At 53.2% G+C, this 17,549-nt stretch carries 25 protein-coding genes; 23 read left to right on the forward strand and 2 right to left on the reverse strand.

What is annotated here, in order from left to right:
* Positions 1 to 36: 36 nt before the first annotated feature.
* Positions 37 to 654, forward strand: coding sequence for a putative metallopeptidase (locus tag C1N58_RS02435; protein WP_089517270.1), 618 nt, complete (start codon positions 37 to 39; stop codon positions 652 to 654).
* Between the two features lie 30 nt (positions 655 to 684).
* Positions 685 to 1,158, forward strand: coding sequence for a DUF2280 domain-containing protein (locus tag C1N58_RS02440; RefSeq protein WP_028715505.1), 474 nt, complete (start codon positions 685 to 687; stop codon positions 1,156 to 1,158).
* A 218-nt stretch (positions 1,159 to 1,376) separates the two neighbouring features.
* Here the strand turns inward: C1N58_RS02440 and C1N58_RS02445 are convergent, their stop codons facing one another.
* Entirely contained in the window at positions 1,377 to 1,643 is a 267-nt protein-coding gene (locus tag C1N58_RS02445; RefSeq protein WP_089517271.1) for a DUF6953 family protein, read from the reverse strand.
* A gap of 1 nt (position 1,644) precedes the next feature.
* The gene (locus tag C1N58_RS02450; protein ID WP_089517809.1) at positions 1,645 to 1,821 is read right to left on the reverse strand and encodes a YodC family protein; all 177 of its coding nucleotides are present in this window, start codon (positions 1,819 to 1,821) and stop codon (positions 1,645 to 1,647) included.
* Positions 1,822 to 1,895: 74 nt separating this feature from the next.
* Here C1N58_RS02450 and C1N58_RS02455 point away from each other — a divergent pair, with 74 nt between their 5' ends.
* The 21 genes from C1N58_RS02455 to C1N58_RS02555 are packed head-to-tail and all read left to right on the forward strand — an operon-like array spanning position 1,896 to position 17,514.
* Positions 1,896 to 3,506 carry a TerL protein gene (locus C1N58_RS02455; protein ID WP_089517272.1) on the forward strand — a complete coding sequence of 537 codons (1,611 nt, stop codon included), beginning with the start codon at positions 1,896 to 1,898 and terminating at the stop codon, positions 3,504 to 3,506.
* A 10-nt stretch (positions 3,507 to 3,516) separates the two neighbouring features.
* Entirely contained in the window at positions 3,517 to 4,986 is a 1,470-nt protein-coding gene (locus C1N58_RS02460) for a DUF1073 domain-containing protein (protein ID WP_089517273.1), read from the forward strand.
* On the forward strand, positions 4,946 to 5,695 hold the full coding sequence (locus tag C1N58_RS02465; protein ID WP_089517274.1) for a phage head morphogenesis protein: 750 nt from the start codon (positions 4,946 to 4,948) through the stop codon (positions 5,693 to 5,695). The genes C1N58_RS02460 and C1N58_RS02465 overlap by 41 nt, the downstream gene beginning before the upstream one ends.
* 29 nt (positions 5,696 to 5,724) lie before the next feature.
* On the forward strand, positions 5,725 to 6,951 hold the full coding sequence (locus C1N58_RS02470; protein ID WP_394551343.1) for a DUF2213 domain-containing protein: 1,227 nt from the start codon (positions 5,725 to 5,727) through the stop codon (positions 6,949 to 6,951).
* Between the two features lie 9 nt (positions 6,952 to 6,960).
* A complete protein-coding gene (locus C1N58_RS02475; protein ID WP_089517276.1) occupies positions 6,961 to 7,458 on the forward strand; it encodes a structural cement protein Gp24 in 498 nt (165 codons plus the stop codon).
* 9 nt (positions 7,459 to 7,467) lie between these two features.
* A complete protein-coding gene (locus C1N58_RS02480; RefSeq protein WP_238493742.1) occupies positions 7,468 to 8,409 on the forward strand; it encodes a DUF2184 domain-containing protein in 942 nt (313 codons plus the stop codon).
* 43 nt (positions 8,410 to 8,452) lie between these two features.
* Positions 8,453 to 8,791, forward strand: coding sequence for an STY1053 family phage-associated protein (locus C1N58_RS02485; RefSeq protein WP_394551340.1), 339 nt, complete (start codon positions 8,453 to 8,455; stop codon positions 8,789 to 8,791).
* A gap of 1 nt (position 8,792) precedes the next feature.
* Positions 8,793 to 9,200, forward strand: a complete 408-nt coding sequence (locus C1N58_RS02490; RefSeq protein WP_394551338.1) for a DUF4054 domain-containing protein — start codon at positions 8,793 to 8,795, stop codon at positions 9,198 to 9,200.
* Positions 9,197 to 9,745 carry a hypothetical protein gene (locus C1N58_RS02495; protein ID WP_394551336.1) on the forward strand — a complete coding sequence of 183 codons (549 nt, stop codon included), beginning with the start codon at positions 9,197 to 9,199 and terminating at the stop codon, positions 9,743 to 9,745. Before C1N58_RS02490 ends, C1N58_RS02495 begins: the two co-directional genes overlap by 4 nt.
* Positions 9,732 to 10,118: a head-tail adaptor gene (locus C1N58_RS02500; RefSeq protein ID WP_394551334.1), complete on the forward strand. Its 387-nt coding sequence runs from the start codon at positions 9,732 to 9,734 to the stop codon at positions 10,116 to 10,118. The genes C1N58_RS02495 and C1N58_RS02500 overlap by 14 nt, the downstream gene beginning before the upstream one ends.
* Entirely contained in the window at positions 10,108 to 10,653 is a 546-nt protein-coding gene (locus tag C1N58_RS02505; protein WP_394551332.1) for a phage neck terminator protein, read from the forward strand. The genes C1N58_RS02500 and C1N58_RS02505 overlap by 11 nt, the downstream gene beginning before the upstream one ends.
* 3 nt (positions 10,654 to 10,656) lie before the next feature.
* Positions 10,657 to 11,802, forward strand: coding sequence for a DUF3383 family protein (locus C1N58_RS02510; protein ID WP_394551330.1), 1,146 nt, complete (start codon positions 10,657 to 10,659; stop codon positions 11,800 to 11,802).
* Positions 11,803 to 11,812: 10 nt separating this feature from the next.
* Positions 11,813 to 12,253, forward strand: coding sequence for a DUF3277 family protein (locus C1N58_RS02515; RefSeq protein ID WP_028715493.1), 441 nt, complete (start codon positions 11,813 to 11,815; stop codon positions 12,251 to 12,253).
* Positions 12,254 to 12,256: 3 nt separating this feature from the next.
* Positions 12,257 to 12,709, forward strand: coding sequence for a phage tail assembly chaperone (locus C1N58_RS02520; protein WP_394551328.1), 453 nt, complete (start codon positions 12,257 to 12,259; stop codon positions 12,707 to 12,709).
* A gap of 35 nt (positions 12,710 to 12,744) precedes the next feature.
* Positions 12,745 to 12,894: a DUF6889 family protein gene (locus C1N58_RS02525; protein ID WP_028715491.1), complete on the forward strand. Its 150-nt coding sequence runs from the start codon at positions 12,745 to 12,747 to the stop codon at positions 12,892 to 12,894.
* On the forward strand, positions 12,891 to 14,873 hold the full coding sequence (locus tag C1N58_RS02530; protein WP_394551326.1) for a lytic transglycosylase domain-containing protein: 1,983 nt from the start codon (positions 12,891 to 12,893) through the stop codon (positions 14,871 to 14,873). Before C1N58_RS02525 ends, C1N58_RS02530 begins: the two co-directional genes overlap by 4 nt.
* A complete protein-coding gene (locus C1N58_RS02535) occupies positions 14,873 to 15,439 on the forward strand; it encodes a phage baseplate protein (RefSeq protein ID WP_394564536.1) in 567 nt (188 codons plus the stop codon). The genes C1N58_RS02530 and C1N58_RS02535 overlap by 1 nt, the downstream gene beginning before the upstream one ends.
* Before the next feature lie 8 nt (positions 15,440 to 15,447).
* The gene (locus C1N58_RS02540) at positions 15,448 to 15,753 is read left to right on the forward strand and encodes a phage baseplate plug family protein (RefSeq protein ID WP_394564537.1); all 306 of its coding nucleotides are present in this window, start codon (positions 15,448 to 15,450) and stop codon (positions 15,751 to 15,753) included.
* 2 nt (positions 15,754 to 15,755) lie between these two features.
* Positions 15,756 to 16,823, forward strand: coding sequence for a hypothetical protein (locus C1N58_RS02545; protein WP_394564538.1), 1,068 nt, complete (start codon positions 15,756 to 15,758; stop codon positions 16,821 to 16,823).
* The gene (locus C1N58_RS02550; protein WP_394564539.1) at positions 16,820 to 17,176 is read left to right on the forward strand and encodes a hypothetical protein; all 357 of its coding nucleotides are present in this window, start codon (positions 16,820 to 16,822) and stop codon (positions 17,174 to 17,176) included. Before C1N58_RS02545 ends, C1N58_RS02550 begins: the two co-directional genes overlap by 4 nt.
* 8 nt (positions 17,177 to 17,184) lie before the next feature.
* The gene (locus tag C1N58_RS02555) at positions 17,185 to 17,514 is read left to right on the forward strand and encodes a hypothetical protein (protein ID WP_394564540.1); all 330 of its coding nucleotides are present in this window, start codon (positions 17,185 to 17,187) and stop codon (positions 17,512 to 17,514) included.
* Positions 17,515 to 17,549: the final 35 nt, after the last annotated feature.

Raw genomic sequence — 17,549 nt, forward strand, 5'->3', positions numbered from 1 at the left:
TTGATATCACGTAACTAACCTTTACCAGAGGTTGCAATGAATGGTCGACCTATGCCGCCCGGTGAGCTAATGGAAGAGTTTAAGCCATACATATCTCTCGCTCCGGCAAATGAAATTGGCTATTGGGTTCAGGATCAGATAGTCAGCCCAGAAGGGCGTCTTTATAACCCAGACCATGCTCACCTTGCCGAAGCTGATATTGGCTTTTTATGGGCGGCATCAGCTTTCATCAAAAAGGGCCGCACGGTATTAGGACAGGCCGAAGAAGTGATGATGCGTGCGGGTGGCTGGCAAAAAGCCCGAATGGAACAGCAGTTGTATGAATGGTTTGGCCGTAAACCTGATTTCATTATCACCCTGGCGGCTGATTTCTGTATGAACTGTAGCGATCTGGAGTTCTGTGCGTTGGTTGAGCATGAGCTTTACCATTTTGCACAAAAAACAGACGAATTTGGCGCTCCTGAGTTTACGCGAGATGGACAACCCAAGCTTTGCATGCGCGGCCATGACGTCGAAGAGTTCACGGGCGTTGTTCGCCGCTATGGCGCCAGCGAAGAAGTTAAGCAGCTTATCGACGCTGCCAGCCAACCAGCAGAGGTGGCAAACATAGACATAGCCAGAGCGTGCGGCACGTGCATGCTGAGGCTCGCATAAACCAGGACAGAGCAGGACGGATGGTAAACTATGGCGGCGCTTAAACCGGAAATTAAAGCCTTTATAGTTCAATCCGTTGCTTGCTTTGATACGCCATCTCAGGTGGCCGAGTCCGTCCTGAAAGAATTTGGCGTGAAGATCAACCGCCAGCAGGTTGAGCAACACGACCCAACGAAGGCCAGCGGTAAGAAGCTGGCAAAGAAATGGGTGGACATGTTCAACGACACGCGCAACAGGTTTCAGACGCAAATAGCTGATATCCCGATCGCCAATAAGGCATACCGACTACGGACGCTTGACCGCATGGCGACGCGCACCGAAACCATGAAAAACTTTGCACTTACTGCCCAGTTGATTGAGCAGGCGGCGAAAGAGGTGGGCGACGCGTACACCAACAAGTTGAAGGTGGAAAGCACCGGGGCAAACGGTGGGCCTATCAAAACTGAGAGCGTTTCGCTGACCTCTGACGAGGCTGCGGAGCTGTATAAGAAAATGATGGGATAACTACTGGAAATAGCGGTTTCGTCACCTTTTCGGGCTATGCATTTTCGAGCCTCTTTTATGCATCGTTTATGCAGTTCGTTTTCAGCTTTTCCCTAATGAATTCATCATGAAATACGCCTTTGGCAGCTAACTTCGCGTGAGTGCTGTTTCGCCAGTGCGGGTAACATCCCTTATGTTAAATAGGGGCCAAATGACCCCAAAAAAGCTAGCTGTGAGTTTTAACCACGTGCAATTCTTGCAGGCTCATCTTCAGCAACACGAAAACGCCAGTAAAAGCCAGATTTTACCCAAACGACATCTTCACGGTTGAGCTTTAGAAAAGCATTTAAAACAGGCCGTCCTAAAACCTCGTTGCCTTCACTGTTGATGGTTAGATGAGAAACATCATTACTTTTTATTAAGTGATCAACTACATCATCTTGATAAAGGCAACCATCTTTAACGAGTGCCGCTTGCATCCACTGAGCGACTTGTTCAGTGGTCATGCTAAACAGCCTCTAATGAGGCTTCTGAAAAATGTCCCCGCTCAAGTTTACGGCCTGCAAACCACTGACACCAGTAGGTATAAGTGTTCTGATTCGTATCGTGAACTGATTGAACGGTCATGTCGGGACCACCTGATTTGAGTTTCACTTGATCGCCAACATCAAACTGGTTGCTCATAATTTTCTCCTTTTGTGTATAAGCATATTTAATATGTTTCTTTTTATTAATTCTTTCAATAACGGTTGAATAAAATGCCGATCCCATTCCCGTTCGATTTCAAGAACCCTGACTATACGCAGGTGTTTGAATGGCGGATGGAGCGGTTACAGCGGATCCGCGCTAATCCCGAAGTGTTGCCAGCGCTGAAAGCGTTCTACCGCGATAATCCTGCCCAGTTCATTATCGACTGGGGCATTACGACAGACCCGCGAAATCTTGATTACGGCCTGCCCGTGTCCATCCCGTTCCTGCTGTTCCCCAAACAGGAAGAGTGGATTCACTGGATTATGGACCGCCGCGGCAAACACGAAAACGGCATCACCGAGAAAAGCCGTGAAATGGGACTGAGCTGGACCTCAATCGGCCTGGCCTGCTCCATGTGCCTATTCAATAAAGAAATGGTGATTGGCTTCGGTTCGCGCAAAGAGGAATACGTGGACAGTACCGGCGATCCTAAAGCGCTTTTCTGGAAGGCGCGTAAGTTCGTCGAAATGCTACCCGTTGAGTTTCGCGGCGACTGGAGCGCGAAGAAGCATGCGCCCTACATGCGTGTAGAGTTCCCGACTACCGGCGCAGTGCTCAAAGGCGAAGCGGGCGATAACATTGGGCGTGGTGACCGTACCACGCTTTATTTCGTGGATGAGGCCGCGTTCCTGATGCGTCCCATGCTGATTGAAGCCTCTCTGTCACAAACCACACGTTGCCGTATCGACCTCTCATCGGTTAACGGCATGGCGAACCCGTTCGCGCAAAAGCGTCACGGCGGGCGCATTCCTGTATTTACCTTTCACTGGCGCAGCGATCCGCGCAAGGATGACGAGTGGTACCGCAAGGAGTGCGAGAAGATTGATAACCCGGTTGTTGTTGCTCAGGAACTGGACCTTAACTACGCCGCATCGGCTGAGGGTGTGCTGATCCCGAGCGAATGGGTGCAGGCTGCTATCGATGCGCATATCCATCTGGGTATCCAGCCCACTGGCAAACGCCTGGGCGCAATGGACGTGGCCGACGAGGGCCGGGATAAAAACGCTTTCTCTTCGCGTCATGGCTTCCTGCTGGAGAATATCCGCGAGTGGTCAGGCGTAGGCAGCGACATTTACGGATCGGTAGAGAAAGTCTTTGGCTACTGCGAAGAGGACCGGCTCGAAGAGTTTCGTTTCGACGAGGACGGGTTAGGCGCGGGCGTGCGCGGTGATGCACGTGCCATTAACGAACTGCGCAAAGTAGCTCGCCGACCGATGATACTGGCCACGCCGTTTCGTGGCAGCGGTGGCGTGTTCGATCCGGATGATGAAGCGGTACGCGGCGACAACGGCCAACAGGCCCGACTGAATAAGGATTTCTTTGCCAATGCCAAGGCCCAGAGCTGGTGGTATCTGCGCAAACTCTTCCAGAACACCTATCGAGCTGTAAAGGAGGGGATGGCCTACAACCCCGACGAAATCATATCGATCAGCAGCGCCATGGCGAACAAAGACAAACTCGTTATCGAATTGTCTCAGCCGACCTACTCAATAAACGGCGTTGGCAAGGTCGTCGTGGACAAACAGCCTGACGGCACCAAATCGCCTAACCTGGCCGACTCCGTGATGATCAACTATGCGCCAATGAATAGCGATCTGGACATCTGGATGCGCCTGTAACGAGGAAACGATGGCACGTAAACAAAACAGCAGCGCCGCGCGTACTCCCCAGGCTACGGCGGACAGTTACGACAATTTCATGGCCCGCGTTGGCATGCAGCAGCAGAACCAGCACGCCGCATCGTCATACCGGGCAAATTTCACCAGCCGCAACCGGCTACAGATTGAATGGGCCTACCGCTCATCGGCCATAATTGGCTCTGCTGTGGATGCCGTGGCCGACGACATGACCCGCAAGGGCATTCGCATCACCTCAGAGATTGACCCGAAAGAGCGCGGTGTAATCGAGTCACTCTTTGATGAGCTGGAACTGTGGGACCGCCTCAACGACACGATCAAATGGTCGCGCCTCTATGGCGGTGCGGTCGGTTTCATCATGATCGAGGGCCAGGCTCCGTTTACGCCTCTGCGGCTGGAGACAATTGGCGAGGGCAAGTTCAAAGGAATACTGCCGCTCGACCGCTGGATGATTAACCCTAACCTGCAGCGTCGTATCAGGGATATGGGCCCAAACCTTGGGAAGCCTGAGCGATACGACGTGGTTACGACTGCAACGGGCATACCCGCCTGGAGCATTCATCACAGCCGCCTAATCCGTTTCGATGGCGTAACGCTGCCTTATCAGCAGGCCCAGACCGAAAACGAGTGGGGCATGTCTATCATCGAACGTATCTGGGACCGCCTGACCGCGTTTGACAGTGCAACCATGGGCGCGGCGCAGCTAGTCTATAAAGCCCATTTAAGGACATACAAGGTTGATAAACTTAGAGAAATTATCGGGTTGGGTGGGAAGGCATTCGAAAATCTGCTGAAAAATTTGGATCTCATACGCATGTACCAGAGCAATGAGGGCATGACCCTCATGGATGGTAAAGATGTTTTCGAGACCCACCAGTATTCCTTTGCTGGCCTCGACGACGTGATCAGCCAGTTCGCTGAGCAGATAAGCGGCGCGACGGGGATCCCGCTGGTCCGTCTCTTTGGCCAGTCACCAAAAGGTTTCTCTACCGGCGATGCTGACCTGTCGAACTATTACGACACCATCGGTACCCAACAGGAACGTCGGTTGCGTCAGCCGCTGCGTAAGCTGTTCGACGTCATGTATCGCTCTGAGCTGGGCAAGCCGTTGCCTGATGACTTCACGTTTGAGTTTAACCCGCTCTGGCAGATGTCGGATGTTGACCGCTCGACGGTGGCTGTTAATACCGTGAATGCTATCAGTACGGCATTCAACGATGGCCTGATGACTAAAAAGGCGGCTATGACCGACCTTCGCGAAGCATCCGATGTCACCGGCATAGGTGCATCAATTACCGACGAGGATATTGCTGATGCCGAAGAAGAAGACCCGCCAGGCATCGGAGAGATTGACGACCCGAAACCGCTCAAAGGCGGCGGAGACCCGGTATCAAACGAGCCTACGCAAGATAGCGCGAGCCGTGGGCGACATAGTAAATGGCCGCTACGATGGTTCAAATGACAGCGTTCTGGAAATCATCGATGCGCTGGAAAAATACAGCGACATCATCGACGGCTGGGCGAACCGCGTAGCGAAAGAGTTTGCGCTGGAAGTCGCCCGCCAGAACGATAAGGAGTGGCGGCAGCACAGCCAGTACATCAGCGCTGAGTTGCGCCATATCGTCCAGAACACGCCGATCGGCCAGGTGATGCAAAGCATCGTCGCCGAGCAGGTTAAGTACATCAAATCGCTACCCCTTGAAGCAGCAGACCGCATCTATGACATCCAGAACAAGGCGATTGAGGCGGTTGTAGCTGGTGGTCGTGCTGAGCCCTTTGCGAAGGAAATAGCAGCATCAGGAGATGTCGCAGCATCACGCGCGCGTCTGATTGCGCGTACTGAGATTGGCCGGGCATCCACTGCGCTGACACAGGCCCGCTCTCTTGCCCTTGGCTCAACAGGCTACATCTGGCGCACCGCCGAAGATGGTGATGTGCGTCACTCGCATGCGGAGATGGAAGGCAAGTTTGTCAGTTGGGATAGACCGCCAACGCTTGACGGTTTAACGGGCCATGCTGGCGCGCTGCCTAACTGTCGTTGTTACTGTGAGGTTGTTCTTCCTCATGCAAATGTCGTCAGCCTGCCAACGGGCGACAGGATCCGCCGTGTCATAACGGTTGATGGCAAACCAGTAAGGGTTGCCGCTATCAAAATCAAACGAGCTGCTTAGGCAGCTTTTTTTACGCCTGCAGGTAACCGATGAAATATCTCTTTAATACCCGCCTGGGTGAAACCCGTTACCGGCTGGCTGACGGTTCGTTGTTGTGTAAAGACGTCCCGATTGGCCGCACAGGTTCACAGCTTTACAGCGCGCTGGACCTGCCAAAGCTTGAGCCGGATTCAGACGGGGAAATCGTCGTCGAGCGTACCGCTGATGAGGTTTTCAGCCCGGAAACGCTCGCATCCTTCGAGGGTATGACTGTAACCATCCTTCACCCCGAGGATGAAGAAGGGAATATCAAATTTGTCGATCCGGAGAACTGGCGGGAATTAGCCGTTGGACACCTTCAAAACGTGCGCCGTGGTACCGGCTCACAGTCAGACCTGATGATTGCGGACCTCATCATCAAGGATGAAGAAGCGATCGACTACATCGAAAACGGGCTGCGCGAAGTTTCGTGCGGTTACGACGCCGAGTATCAGCAAACCGCCATCGGCAAGGCAAAGCAGTACCAAATCACCGGAAACCATGTGGCTCTCGTCCCAAATGGCAGGGCCGGATCACGTTGCGCAATTGGAGACAGAAACACGATGGCAACTAAACAAAACTGGTTCACTCGCTTAAAACGCGCTGTGAAAACAGGCGATGCAGACACCATGAATGAGCTTCTGGAGTCGCCGCCGTCGAGCATGACGGGCGATGAAGGTGGCGATTTACCGCAGGGCGTTAACCTCAGTATCAACCTGGCGCCACAGCATCCCATGCCGGATCGTGATCCGGAAATGGGTGGGCTCAAAACCGGCGACAATGAAGAACAGATTCCTGCCTGGGCGGCGGCGATCATCGCGCGTCTCGACAAGCTGGAGGGCAAAACTACCGACAGCAGCGAAGACGAAGAAGATAAGCGCAAAACGGGTGACTCGGACGATGAAGACAAAGAGAAGCCAGTGACCGCCACGGGCGACTCTGCTTATCGTGCAGAACTCATCATGCCCGGCATCGACCTTACCCAGGCCATGAAGCCCACGGCGTTCAAACGTCATGTGCTGGCCTCAGCCGATCAGGCGCTGGTGCGTCAGATTGTGGGTGATGCAGCAATTAAACAACTGCCAAAACCACAGGTCGAGATGGCGTTCACCGCTGTTTCTGAACTGGCAAAAGGCCGCAACACTCAGGCGCTGCGTACAACTGACAGCATGCGTAAGCCTGGCAACTCAAACGCTGAACTCAATCAGCAAAACAAAGATTTCTGGTCTAACCGCTAAGGAAAATCCATGAGCAATGCACTTCTCTACCGGATGCCTGTTGGCAAGGCCGGTTCAATCTCACGCCCGCAGGATTTGACGGTCGAGCCGGTCATTCTGAACTCAGCCAATCCTTTCTCTGCTTATGGGCTGGTGGGCAAGTTCGTCGACGGTATGTTTGTCCCTCTTAGCGACGGCGACACAGCCGCTGTTTTTCAGGGCATCTACGTTCGTCCTTATCCCACAACTTCTACGCCTGACATGGTTCGCCAGGTTGGCGCAGATAAAAACTTTCCCGGCGATGCAATGAAGCGCGGCTATATGACGGTCAGCGTTGGCGCGGATGCCACCACCATCACGAAGGGCGCGGCGGTAAACGTCGTTGTCAGTCTGGATTCATCCATCAATGTGCCGCTGGGTGGTTTTTCCGCTACGCCCATCAACGGCAAAACGGTCGTGCTGCCTAATGCGCAGTTCACTGGTGCGGGCGATGCCGATGGCAACGCCGAAATTTCCTACAAGATTTAAGGACTGAAAATGCAGACTTTTGACCAACGCACCATTGATGGCACTGGTGCCTTTCTGGTTGGGGAGCTTGAGCGCCTCGACCAGACACTGAATGCGCCTCTGGTTAGCTATACCTGGTCGCGTGACATCCAGTTACGTGAAGACGTTTCAATTGCCGACGATATTTCGAGCTGGACCAACACCAGTTTTGCCGCGGCCGGTTCTGGTGCGAATCCCAACGGAAAAAACTGGGTAGGTAAAGACTCGACCGCGATTGCTGGCGTGAGCGTCGATATCGATAAAGCCGGTAATCCGCTCAGCCTCTGGGGCATGGAACTTGGCTGGACTGTTATCGAACTGCAGGCTGCTGAACAGGTTGGACGCCCGATCGACACTCAGAAGTATGAAGGCATGCAGCTTAAGTGGCAGATGGATAATGACGAACAGGTTTACGTAGGTGACACCGCGCTGAACCTTAAAGGCTTGTTCAATCTCAATGGCGTCACCCTCAATAACGCGCCGAAAACGTGGGCTAACTCTACCAACGATGAAATCCTGGATAGCGTTAACTCGATCCTGACCGCAGGTTGGCTGGCATCTGCATATTCAGTGGTGCCGTCCAGTCTCCGCATTCCGCCTATCCAGTATTCATTACTGGCCAGCCGCAAGGTTTCAGAGGCGGGCAATATGTCGCTTCTGACCTACCTGGCAACAAATACCATCGCTTTCCATAACAATGGTCAGCCGTTGGATATTAAGCCGGTTAAATGGCTGGCCGGTCGGGGCGTTAGCGGTAAAGATCGTATGGTGGCCTATACCAACGATAAAAAATACGTGCGCTATCCGCTCATTGCGTTGCGCAGTATCCCGATCCAGTATCGTGGCCTTTATCAACTGGTTACCTATTACGGCAAGCTGGGTGCTGTCGAACCTGTCTACCGTGAAACCATTGCCTACTGTGATGGCATCTAATCCCCTTCATGCAGCCCCGTAAGGGGCTTATCTGGAGCCTCAAATGGCAAAGAAAACACAGGTAGAAATTTTGGTTCACAAGGCATTTTTATTCACCAGTCCAAAAGGGGAGCAGACACCATTTCTCGAAGGTCGCTATAACGTTGATAAGGACGTTGCTGACCACTGGTTTGTTGCGGCTCACTCAACTCAAACGGGCGGAACATCGACCAGTGGCAGTGATGAGGAATTACAGGGTCAGATCGACAGCCTTAAAACTGAACTGGATGAAAAGGCCAAAACCATCGTTGATCTGAATGAGCAGATTGAAGCGAAGGATAAAGCCAATTCGGTCCTGTTAGAACAGCTGGAAGCCGCTCAGAAAGCCCTGAAGGATAAATAATATGGCGAAGAATGAAACGCTACCCACGGTAGAACAGTTTCGCGTCGCTTTTCCTCAGTTCGCCGATCCGGCCAGATTTCCCGACATTCCTATCACTTTTCGCCTTAACCTTGCCGACATCATGCTGAGTGAAAAGACCACGGGTAAAGAGATGTTTCCTTACCTGGTGGGATTGTTTGTCGCTCATTACATGACGCTCTGGCTGGCTGACTCTAAGGCGGCATTGGTGGGCGGCGCGGGCGGTTCAACCAACGGCGTGCAGGCGTCGAAATCGGTCGATAAGGTCAGCGTGAGCTATGACACCGGCGCGACACTGAACCCTGACGCGGGATTCTGGAATAACACGCGCTATGGCGCTGAGTTCTGGCAGCTGATCATTATGTTCGGGGCCGGAGGCCGTCAGCTATGAAATCGGGGCTCACCATTCGCAGCGATAACGCTGCTGCCATTCTTGCCGCGCTTAAGTCCATCGCAGATAAAGATGTGCTGGTGGGCATCCCAGAAGAGAAAAGCGAGCGTGATGATGTGCCGTTCGGCAATGCCGGGATCGGCTACATCAACGAAAACGGTTCACCTAAGCAAAACATACCGGCGCGCCCTCATCTTGTTCCGGGCGTGCGTTCTGTTCAGGACCAGACCTTACCGGAACTGCGCGCGGCGGCACAGGCTGCGCTCAGCGGTAACGCGGCGGCTGCGGATCTGGCCCTTAATCGTGCCGGGGTTTTAGCTGCAAATGGTGTGAAGCGCTACATCACAATCACCAACTTCACGCCGCTGGCGGAATCCACGCTTGCCGCCCGGGCGAGTCGCGGGCGTAAAGGTGCTGCGCTCGAACTGGAACGGCGTGCTGCCGGGGAGGCGCCGGACAATGCCAATGCTCGACCGCTTATTGATACTGGCCAGTACCGGCGCGCCATTACCTCTGTCGTGAGGGCAAAAAATGCCAACTCTTGATGTTTCCGATGTGCTGATGTCGCCGGAGTTTTGCGACACAGAATTATGGTACCGCCGTAACGCCCAGACGGTCGATGCGGACGGGATGGCGTCAAATGAGGTCACACGACAGCAGTTTGCTGGCGTGGTGACGGTTGACCGCTCCCTGGAGGCCCGGCGTATGGAAGCCGGGCAGGTTATCGCTGGTGCAATTCTTGTCATCACCCCGACCCAGTTAATCAGCGGTAAAACCGCGCTGGATGCGGATATCGTTGAATACGCTGGCGCGGATTACCGTGTCACCTTCGTAGATCCGTATCCGCGCTATGGTGCCGGTTTTGTTCAGGCTCACTGTGAGCTACAGCCGTTTGACGGTGGCGCAAATGAGCAATGACAGCACGCAGGCGGGGTATCTGACGCCTGTCAGCGCGCCACAGGCTTACGATGAAACGCTGGAACGTCTGCTCAGCCGATGGGTAAAAGCGCTTTGTAGCCTTCCTGACGGGATGGTGCGACCGCGCTGGACGCCGGTTCAGGCGGCAATGCCTGCGCAGGAGGTTAACTGGTGCGGATTCGGGATCACCGGCTTTACCGGGGATGATTCCCCGGCGTTTGTGCAGCAGTCGGAAGATGATGCTCAGATGTGGCGCCATGAAATTGTTGAATGTATGGCCTCTTTTTATGGTCCGTCGAGCCAGCAAATTGCCACCCTGTTTCGCGATGGTATGCAGATCCCCCAGAACAACGCAGAACTAAACAGCATCGGATTGTCATTTTTTGATGCCAGTCCCGTTTCATCATTCCCCGAACTCATCAACAACCAGTGGGTGCGTCGCTACGACGTCACCGTGCGCATGCGCCGTAAAGTGATCCGCGATTATGGGGTTAAAAGCCTTATCGGCGGACAAATTTCAATCTTCGGAGAGTAACCTATGTCACAGGGATTACCTGTATCCAACGTGGTCAACGTTGATGTGCTGCTGTCGCCAACGGCGGCAACGGGGCGCAACTTTGGATCGCTGCTCATTCTCGGCACATCAACGGTTATCCCTGTGTCCGAGCGAATTCGCCTTTATACCTCATCCTCCGATATCGGCAGCGATTTCGGTACTGACAGCCCGGAGTATCAGGCAGCACTGGTCTATTTCTCACAGTCGCCCGCGCCAACGCAGGTTTATATCGGTCGCTGGGCTAAAACGCTCAAATCTTCCGAGGCGGGACCAGCCGAAACCATGCTGCAGGCCGTAAACGCCGCCCTGCAGTTTAACAACTGGTATGGCCTGGCAATTGCTGACAGCGCGAACCTGCAGGATGCTGATTTGCTGGCTGTGGCGGCAGCGGTTCAGGGTGCCAGCGTCAGCCGCATCCTGGCAGTATCAACGTCCGATCCGAAAGTGCTTAATACGGGCGATACGTCGAATATCGGCTACAAACTGAAAGCGGGCAGCTTTGGCCGCACGTTCTGGCAGTACAGTTCCACCAGCAAATACGCGGCGATTTCGGCGTTTGGTCGTGGCTTTACCGTTAATTTTAACGGCTTCAATACCGCCATTACGCTGAAATTCAAACAGGAGCCGGGCATCACTTACGAGGTGCTGACCAGCCCGCAAGCCGCCGCTATCGATGCCATTAACGGTAACGTTTATGTGTATTACGCCAACGACACCGCAATCCTTCAGCAGGGTGTTATGGCAAACGGCGATTTCTTCGACGAGCGACACGGCCTGGACTGGCTGCAGAACTATGTTCAGACCAATTATTTTAACCTGCTCTACACCTCCCTGACCAAAATCCCACAGACCGACGCTGGTGGAACGCGCCTGCTTGCGAACGTGGAAGATTCAATGGACCAGGCGGTAACAAATGGCCTGATTGCGCCCGGCGTCTGGACAGGTGGCCCGCTGGGCGAACTGTCGTCCGGCGATACGCTGACTAAAGGCTATTACGCCTACATTCAGCCAATGGCCCAGCAGGCACAGGCAGACAGACAGAAGCGAAAAGCACCACCTGTTCAGGTGGCCTGTAAGCTGGCCGGTGCCATTCATTATGGCGACGTCACGATCAACGTAGTGCGCTAAGGGGAAACTGATGGCTACTTATTCATTTATGGACGTTACGGCGTCCCTTACCGGGCCATCCGGCGCGCTTGACCTGGGTTATGGCTCAGCGAACTCCGATGAGGGGATCGTGGTTGCGATGTCAGAGGCAAAAAACACGATGACAACAGGTGCTGACGGCGAAGGCATGCACAGCCTGCATGCAGGCAAAGCCGGTACCGTCACCGTTAACCTGTTGAAAACATCCCCGCTCAATAAAAAGCTGTCAATCATGTACAACGCCCAAAGCCTTTCATCAACGCTCTGGGGTAACAACGTTATCGTGGTGCGTAACACAGCATCGGGTGACCTGGTTACTGCGCGCGGATGTGCGTTCCAGAAACAGCCGGATTTCAGCAATCCGAAAGTAGCAGGCATCGTTGCCTGGGTTTTTGACTGCATCAAAATTGATGAACTGCTCGGGGAGTATTAACAGATGGAATTTCAGATCAAAGGCATCGACTATCGCACTTCGAAACTCAGCGTTTTCGATCAGCTTAAAGTGTCGCGCAAACTGCTTCCTGTGCTGGCGGGACTCCTGGCGGAATATGGCAGCATTCGCGACATGATTCCAAAGAAGGGCGATAACGATGCCGATCCTGAGCATTACAGCGCGATTTTTGAGAAAGTCTTGCCCAAGGTAGCCGACCAGCTGGCAGCACTCAGCGAAGAAGACACCAACGCTATTATTTTTCCCTGTCTGGCAGTCGTCTCTCGCCGTCAGGACAAATCATCATGGGTGCCGGTTGCGCGCCAGAATGAACTGATGTTCGACGACATCGATTTGCTGAGCATGCTTCAGATGGTTGGTCGCGTGGTGGGCGACAGCCTGGGAAATTTTTTGCCCGCACTCCCCGACAAAGAGACGCCGCCCCCGCCAGCGGCCTGACGCTCGACACGCTTCCGGATGGTGAAGATTACCTGATGCGCCCGGTAGATGCCGGGTACATCAGTTATTCGGACCTTAAAAACGGCGCTTTAGATCTGGCAGACATTGCCCGCATGAATGACTGGCTGGATTTAAAAGCCGATAACAACGCGCGGATCCGCCGCTGGGAGCAACAAAACCAATGAATGCCGAAACCATCAAGGACTTTCTGGTCAGCCTGGGCTTTCAGGTTGATGAGGCCGGTTCACGTAAATTTAATGCTGTTGTGGCCGGTACCACGCTGCAGGTTGTGAAAATGGGGGCGGCCGTCGAAGGTGCGGCGCTCTCCATCCTTGCCTATACGGCAAAGATTGCCAGCGGTCTCGATCAGCTTTACTGGTCCTCGCAACGTACAGGCGCAACGGTCGCTGGTATACAGCAGATTGGCTATGCCGTTTCACAGCTGGGCGGTACCGCTGAGGGTGCCCGGTCATCGCTGGAGAGCCTGGCGCGCTTCATGCGTAACAGCCCTGGCGCTGAGGGGTTTCTCAATCGTCTCGGCGTGCAGACCCGCGACGCCAGCGGCAATATGCGCGACATGGCCAGCATTTTCACGGGTGTGGGCGACAAGCTACGCAACATGCCTTATTACCGGGCGAACCAGTATGCCCAGATGCTGGGCATTGATGAAAACACGTTGCTGGCCATGCGCCGTGGCGTGGGCCAGTTCAGTGCGCAGTATGCGCAGATGGCGAAGGCGATCGGCTTCAACGCCGATCAGGCTGCTGTCAGTTCTAACCGCTTCATGACGTCACTGCGTTCATTCGGCCAGATGGCATCGATGGCACGGGATAAAATCGGTTCCAGCCTCAGTGAGGGCCTGGCGGGTTCCATTGATAACCTGCGCAAACAGGTCATCGATAACTTCCCGAAAATAGAGCAGGCCATCACCAGTGGCGTTAAAGGCATACTGTGGCTGGCTGACGTGATAGGGCGTGTCATCTTTCGCCTTATTGAGGCCGCTGGCGATATAGAAAGTTGGTGGGCATCGCTGGATAAAGGAACCAGGCAACTGATTGAAGTGTTTGGGGCGCTGGTTATTGCCTGGCGAATCCTGAATACCGCTTTCCTTACTTCTCCCATTGGCATTATTACGATGCTGGGTGCTTCCATACTGGCGTTGTATGACGATTACAGAACGTGGAAGGAAGGCGGGAAGTCGCTGATAGACTGGAAAAAATGGGAACCTGAAATAACCAGTGCTGTTAAGGCAATTAAGGATCTCAAAAACTCTCTTCGCGATGCAGGCGACCAGCTTGCCCGCCTGCTCAACATCGATTTAAGTAACTGGACACTGAAAGGCGACATCCAAAACCTGACCAGACAATTTGGTGAGTTGGGCAAAATGTTGTCGATGATTGGTGATCTGATGAGTGCCATCAACGAAGGGCGATGGGTCGATGCAGCACGCATCGGCAGTCAGATTTTACATCAGGGCAAAGGCAATGCTGATGCGCTTCCGGCTGTTTCTTCAAGCGCTGAGGGTGCAGCCGACTGGTTGAAGGATAAAACAGGCTTTGATCCGCGCAGCATTGGTCAGACGGTAAATGGCTGGTTCGGAGATGTTAAACGACCTCAGCCAACGAAAGCGGGCGCCGCGTTACTCGGCTGGATGCAACCGGCATTACAGCGGCTTGAGCAACTGTACCGACTACCCGAAGGTTTGCTGCGTAGCGTGGCAATCGCGGAATCGTCTGGTGACCCTATGGCGATGTCTGGCGCTGGCGCAGAGGGACTTTTTCAGTTAATGCCCGGAACTGCCAGAGATTTGGGTTTGCGGAACGGTGAAGCATTCGATCCGATGAAGTCAGCACAGGCCGCAGCTAAATACCTTTCGCAGTTGCTTAAATCCAACGGCGGCGACCTCAGCAAAGCGCTGGCATCGTATAACTGGGGGATTGGTAACGTGCAGAAGCACGGCATGGCGCTGTTACCCGAGGAAACCCGCAACTATATCCCACGAGTGATGAGCAACATGCCGTCTGGTGGTGCCCAGGTCAGCCAGGAAACAAACATTTATATCCATGGTGTGACAGATCCGGGAATGGCCGGTAAAGCCGTTGCCGATCAGCAGACGTCCGTCAATTCTCGTTTAAGCCAGACATTATCAACGGGGCCGCGTTAATGGATATTTTATCAACGCTGTTTTCTCTGCAGAGTCGAAAAATAGGGATGATGATCCCCGATGTGGTAGTGAGCGAAAAGCACAGCGACACGCTGGAAATTACGGAACACCCCGTCGAGGATAAAGCCCCGGTAGCCGATCATGCTTTTCGCCGGCCTTCTGAGGTTGTCATGGAGGTGGGGTTTGCCGGGGGCGGTTCTCTGCTGGATTTGGTCAACCTGTCGCCCGTTGGCCTCAGCATTGGCCTTAGCCCCAAAGAGGTTTACGCCGAGTTGCTGACGCTGCAGCGCAGCCGGGTTCCGTTCAGCGTCACAACGGGCAAGCGCATTTATAACAACATGCTGATCAAGGTGCTGGAAGTCATAACCGACAAGCAGACAGAAAATGTCCTGTCAGCGACTTTAACGTTGCGCGAGGTGTTGATCACGTCCACTAAAACCATTTCAGTGGCGGACAAAGCGGATATGAGTCAGGGCGTCAGCACGTCCGCCATTCAAAACTCTGGTGTTAAATCTTCGAAGCCGGTTAATCAGTCGCTTCTTTCTTCTATAGCCGGTCTCTTTTAGGGGGCGCAATGCAGGCTAACGAAATTCCGCTCTCACCGGATAATCAGCAGTTCAGCACTGACATTAATGGTGTGAGCTATCAAATCCGCTCTCTGTGGCGCGACAGCGCTGGATGGGTTGTCGATTTGATGGACGGCAGCGGTGCGCCAGTCGTTTCAGACATTCCACTGGTGACCGGGACCAACCTTCTTTCGCAATACGCTTATCTTAATCTCGGCTTTGGCCTGGTTGTGGTCTGTGATGATCCGGGCCAGGACTATCCAGCTAAAACCGACCTAGGCATAAAAAGCCATTTACTGGTCGTCACGGAGTAATCATGTCTCAAAACTGGATGCGTCATTTCGAGTTGCAGATCCTGTCTGAAAACGGGCAGGGCATCAGCCTCAGTGATTTTAAGGTCGTATTTAATATCACCTGGACTGACACGCGCTGGCCGCGTGTGGCAATGGTGCGGATCTACAACCTGTCAAAAGACACCAGCTCGCGAATCCTGGGTAAAGAGTTTGCGAAAATTAAAATCATCGCGGGCTATGATGGTCTTGCTCAGACGACAGACGAAAGCCAGGTCGGAAATGTCAGCCAGCTTTCAGCCGATCAGGTTGGCCAGACGGGCGGCACCAATTTCGGTGAAATTTTCAGTGGCGATATCCGCTTTACGATTACCGGACGCGACAACCCGACAGATACGTGGGTGCTGATTCAGGCCATTGACGGGCATCAGGCGTTTATGAATGCCACGGTCTCTAAAACCCTCGCAGCCGGTTATACGGTCGCGGATGTGCACGCTGCTGCCATGGACAGTTTTAGTCCCTTCGGCGTCAGTCAGGGCATCACCGGCGATATGCCGCCGACTGTGTTCCCGCGCGGTCGCGTCATTTATCAGTCCACACGTGATGTTATGGACAACGTGGCCGCGCAAAGCGGTGCTACCTGGCAGCTGGTGGACGGACAGGCACAGATGGTGCCAACCAATAAATACATTCATGAAGCGGTTGTGTTAAACAGCGACACGGGCCTGATCGGGATGCCGCAGCAGACCATGGGTGCTGGCGTCAACGTTCGCTGTCTCATCAATCCCAACATCCGGCTAAACGGGCTGGTGGAAATCGATCAGGCGTCAGTTTACCGGGCGAGTCTGTCGGCGGACGAGGTTAAAGCGCTGCCCAGCCGTGCCGATGAAGTGAATACGAACGGCAACCTGTCGGTGAACGGAACGCTGCAACAGCCTGCAAGTATTGCGGCTGATGGCGTGTATATCGTTAAGGCTATCGATTATACTGGTGATACCAGAGGCCAGCCGTGGTATATGGATTTGATGTGCTTTGCGCGCGGTTCGGCTGACCTTCAATCGGCAGGAACTTTAAATAGGAGCGCAGGAGAGTGAAAGGAATTGTACTTATAGCCTTTTCTGTACTGACTTTTGCAGCTACAGCCAATGATGACCAGCCCAGACCACTGATGCAGTGTGGTCCCTTTACTTTGTCATCAAGTAACGATGGATTCATGCATATCAATAATGTTCGGCCTGAAACCCAAAAGTTCAGATTTTTAGGTGAACAGGGAGACTATAAAAATTTATCGTATCAATGGATGGTGCAGCGCGGCGATGCGCCCGGCTGGTACGGTATGGACTACATCAAGCGCAATGGCAAAGCCATCCTGAACGTTGAATCCATCCGCATTAACATGGATCAGCCAAGGATATTTAGCACATTCAATTGCCACAAAATTAACTAAGGTATCTAATGACAACTCTAGCGCAAATGAATAAATGGACGCAAAATCAGCAGTATAATAATATCAATAATGAGCTTTTTGACATTGAAGTCGAGTTATTTGAATCGCCAGATGATTTTGATTACTGGCAGGGACATATTAAAGTATCCCATGCAACATATGGAAATATTAACTTCGTATGTTATCTTCCTAAAGAATATTTCAATACTTTTTCTTATGCACAGCTTATGATTATGAGTGGTCCCCTAAGCCGAGTTAAGTCAATCCTTGACACTGCTAATGGTGGAAGTTTTCCAAGAAATATGTATAGAAGTCCTGATGGATGGATGCTGTTCTAAATAAACCCGCCTCGGCGGGTTTTTTTATACCCGGA

The organism is Pantoea sp. SGAir0180, from assembly GCF_043546245.1.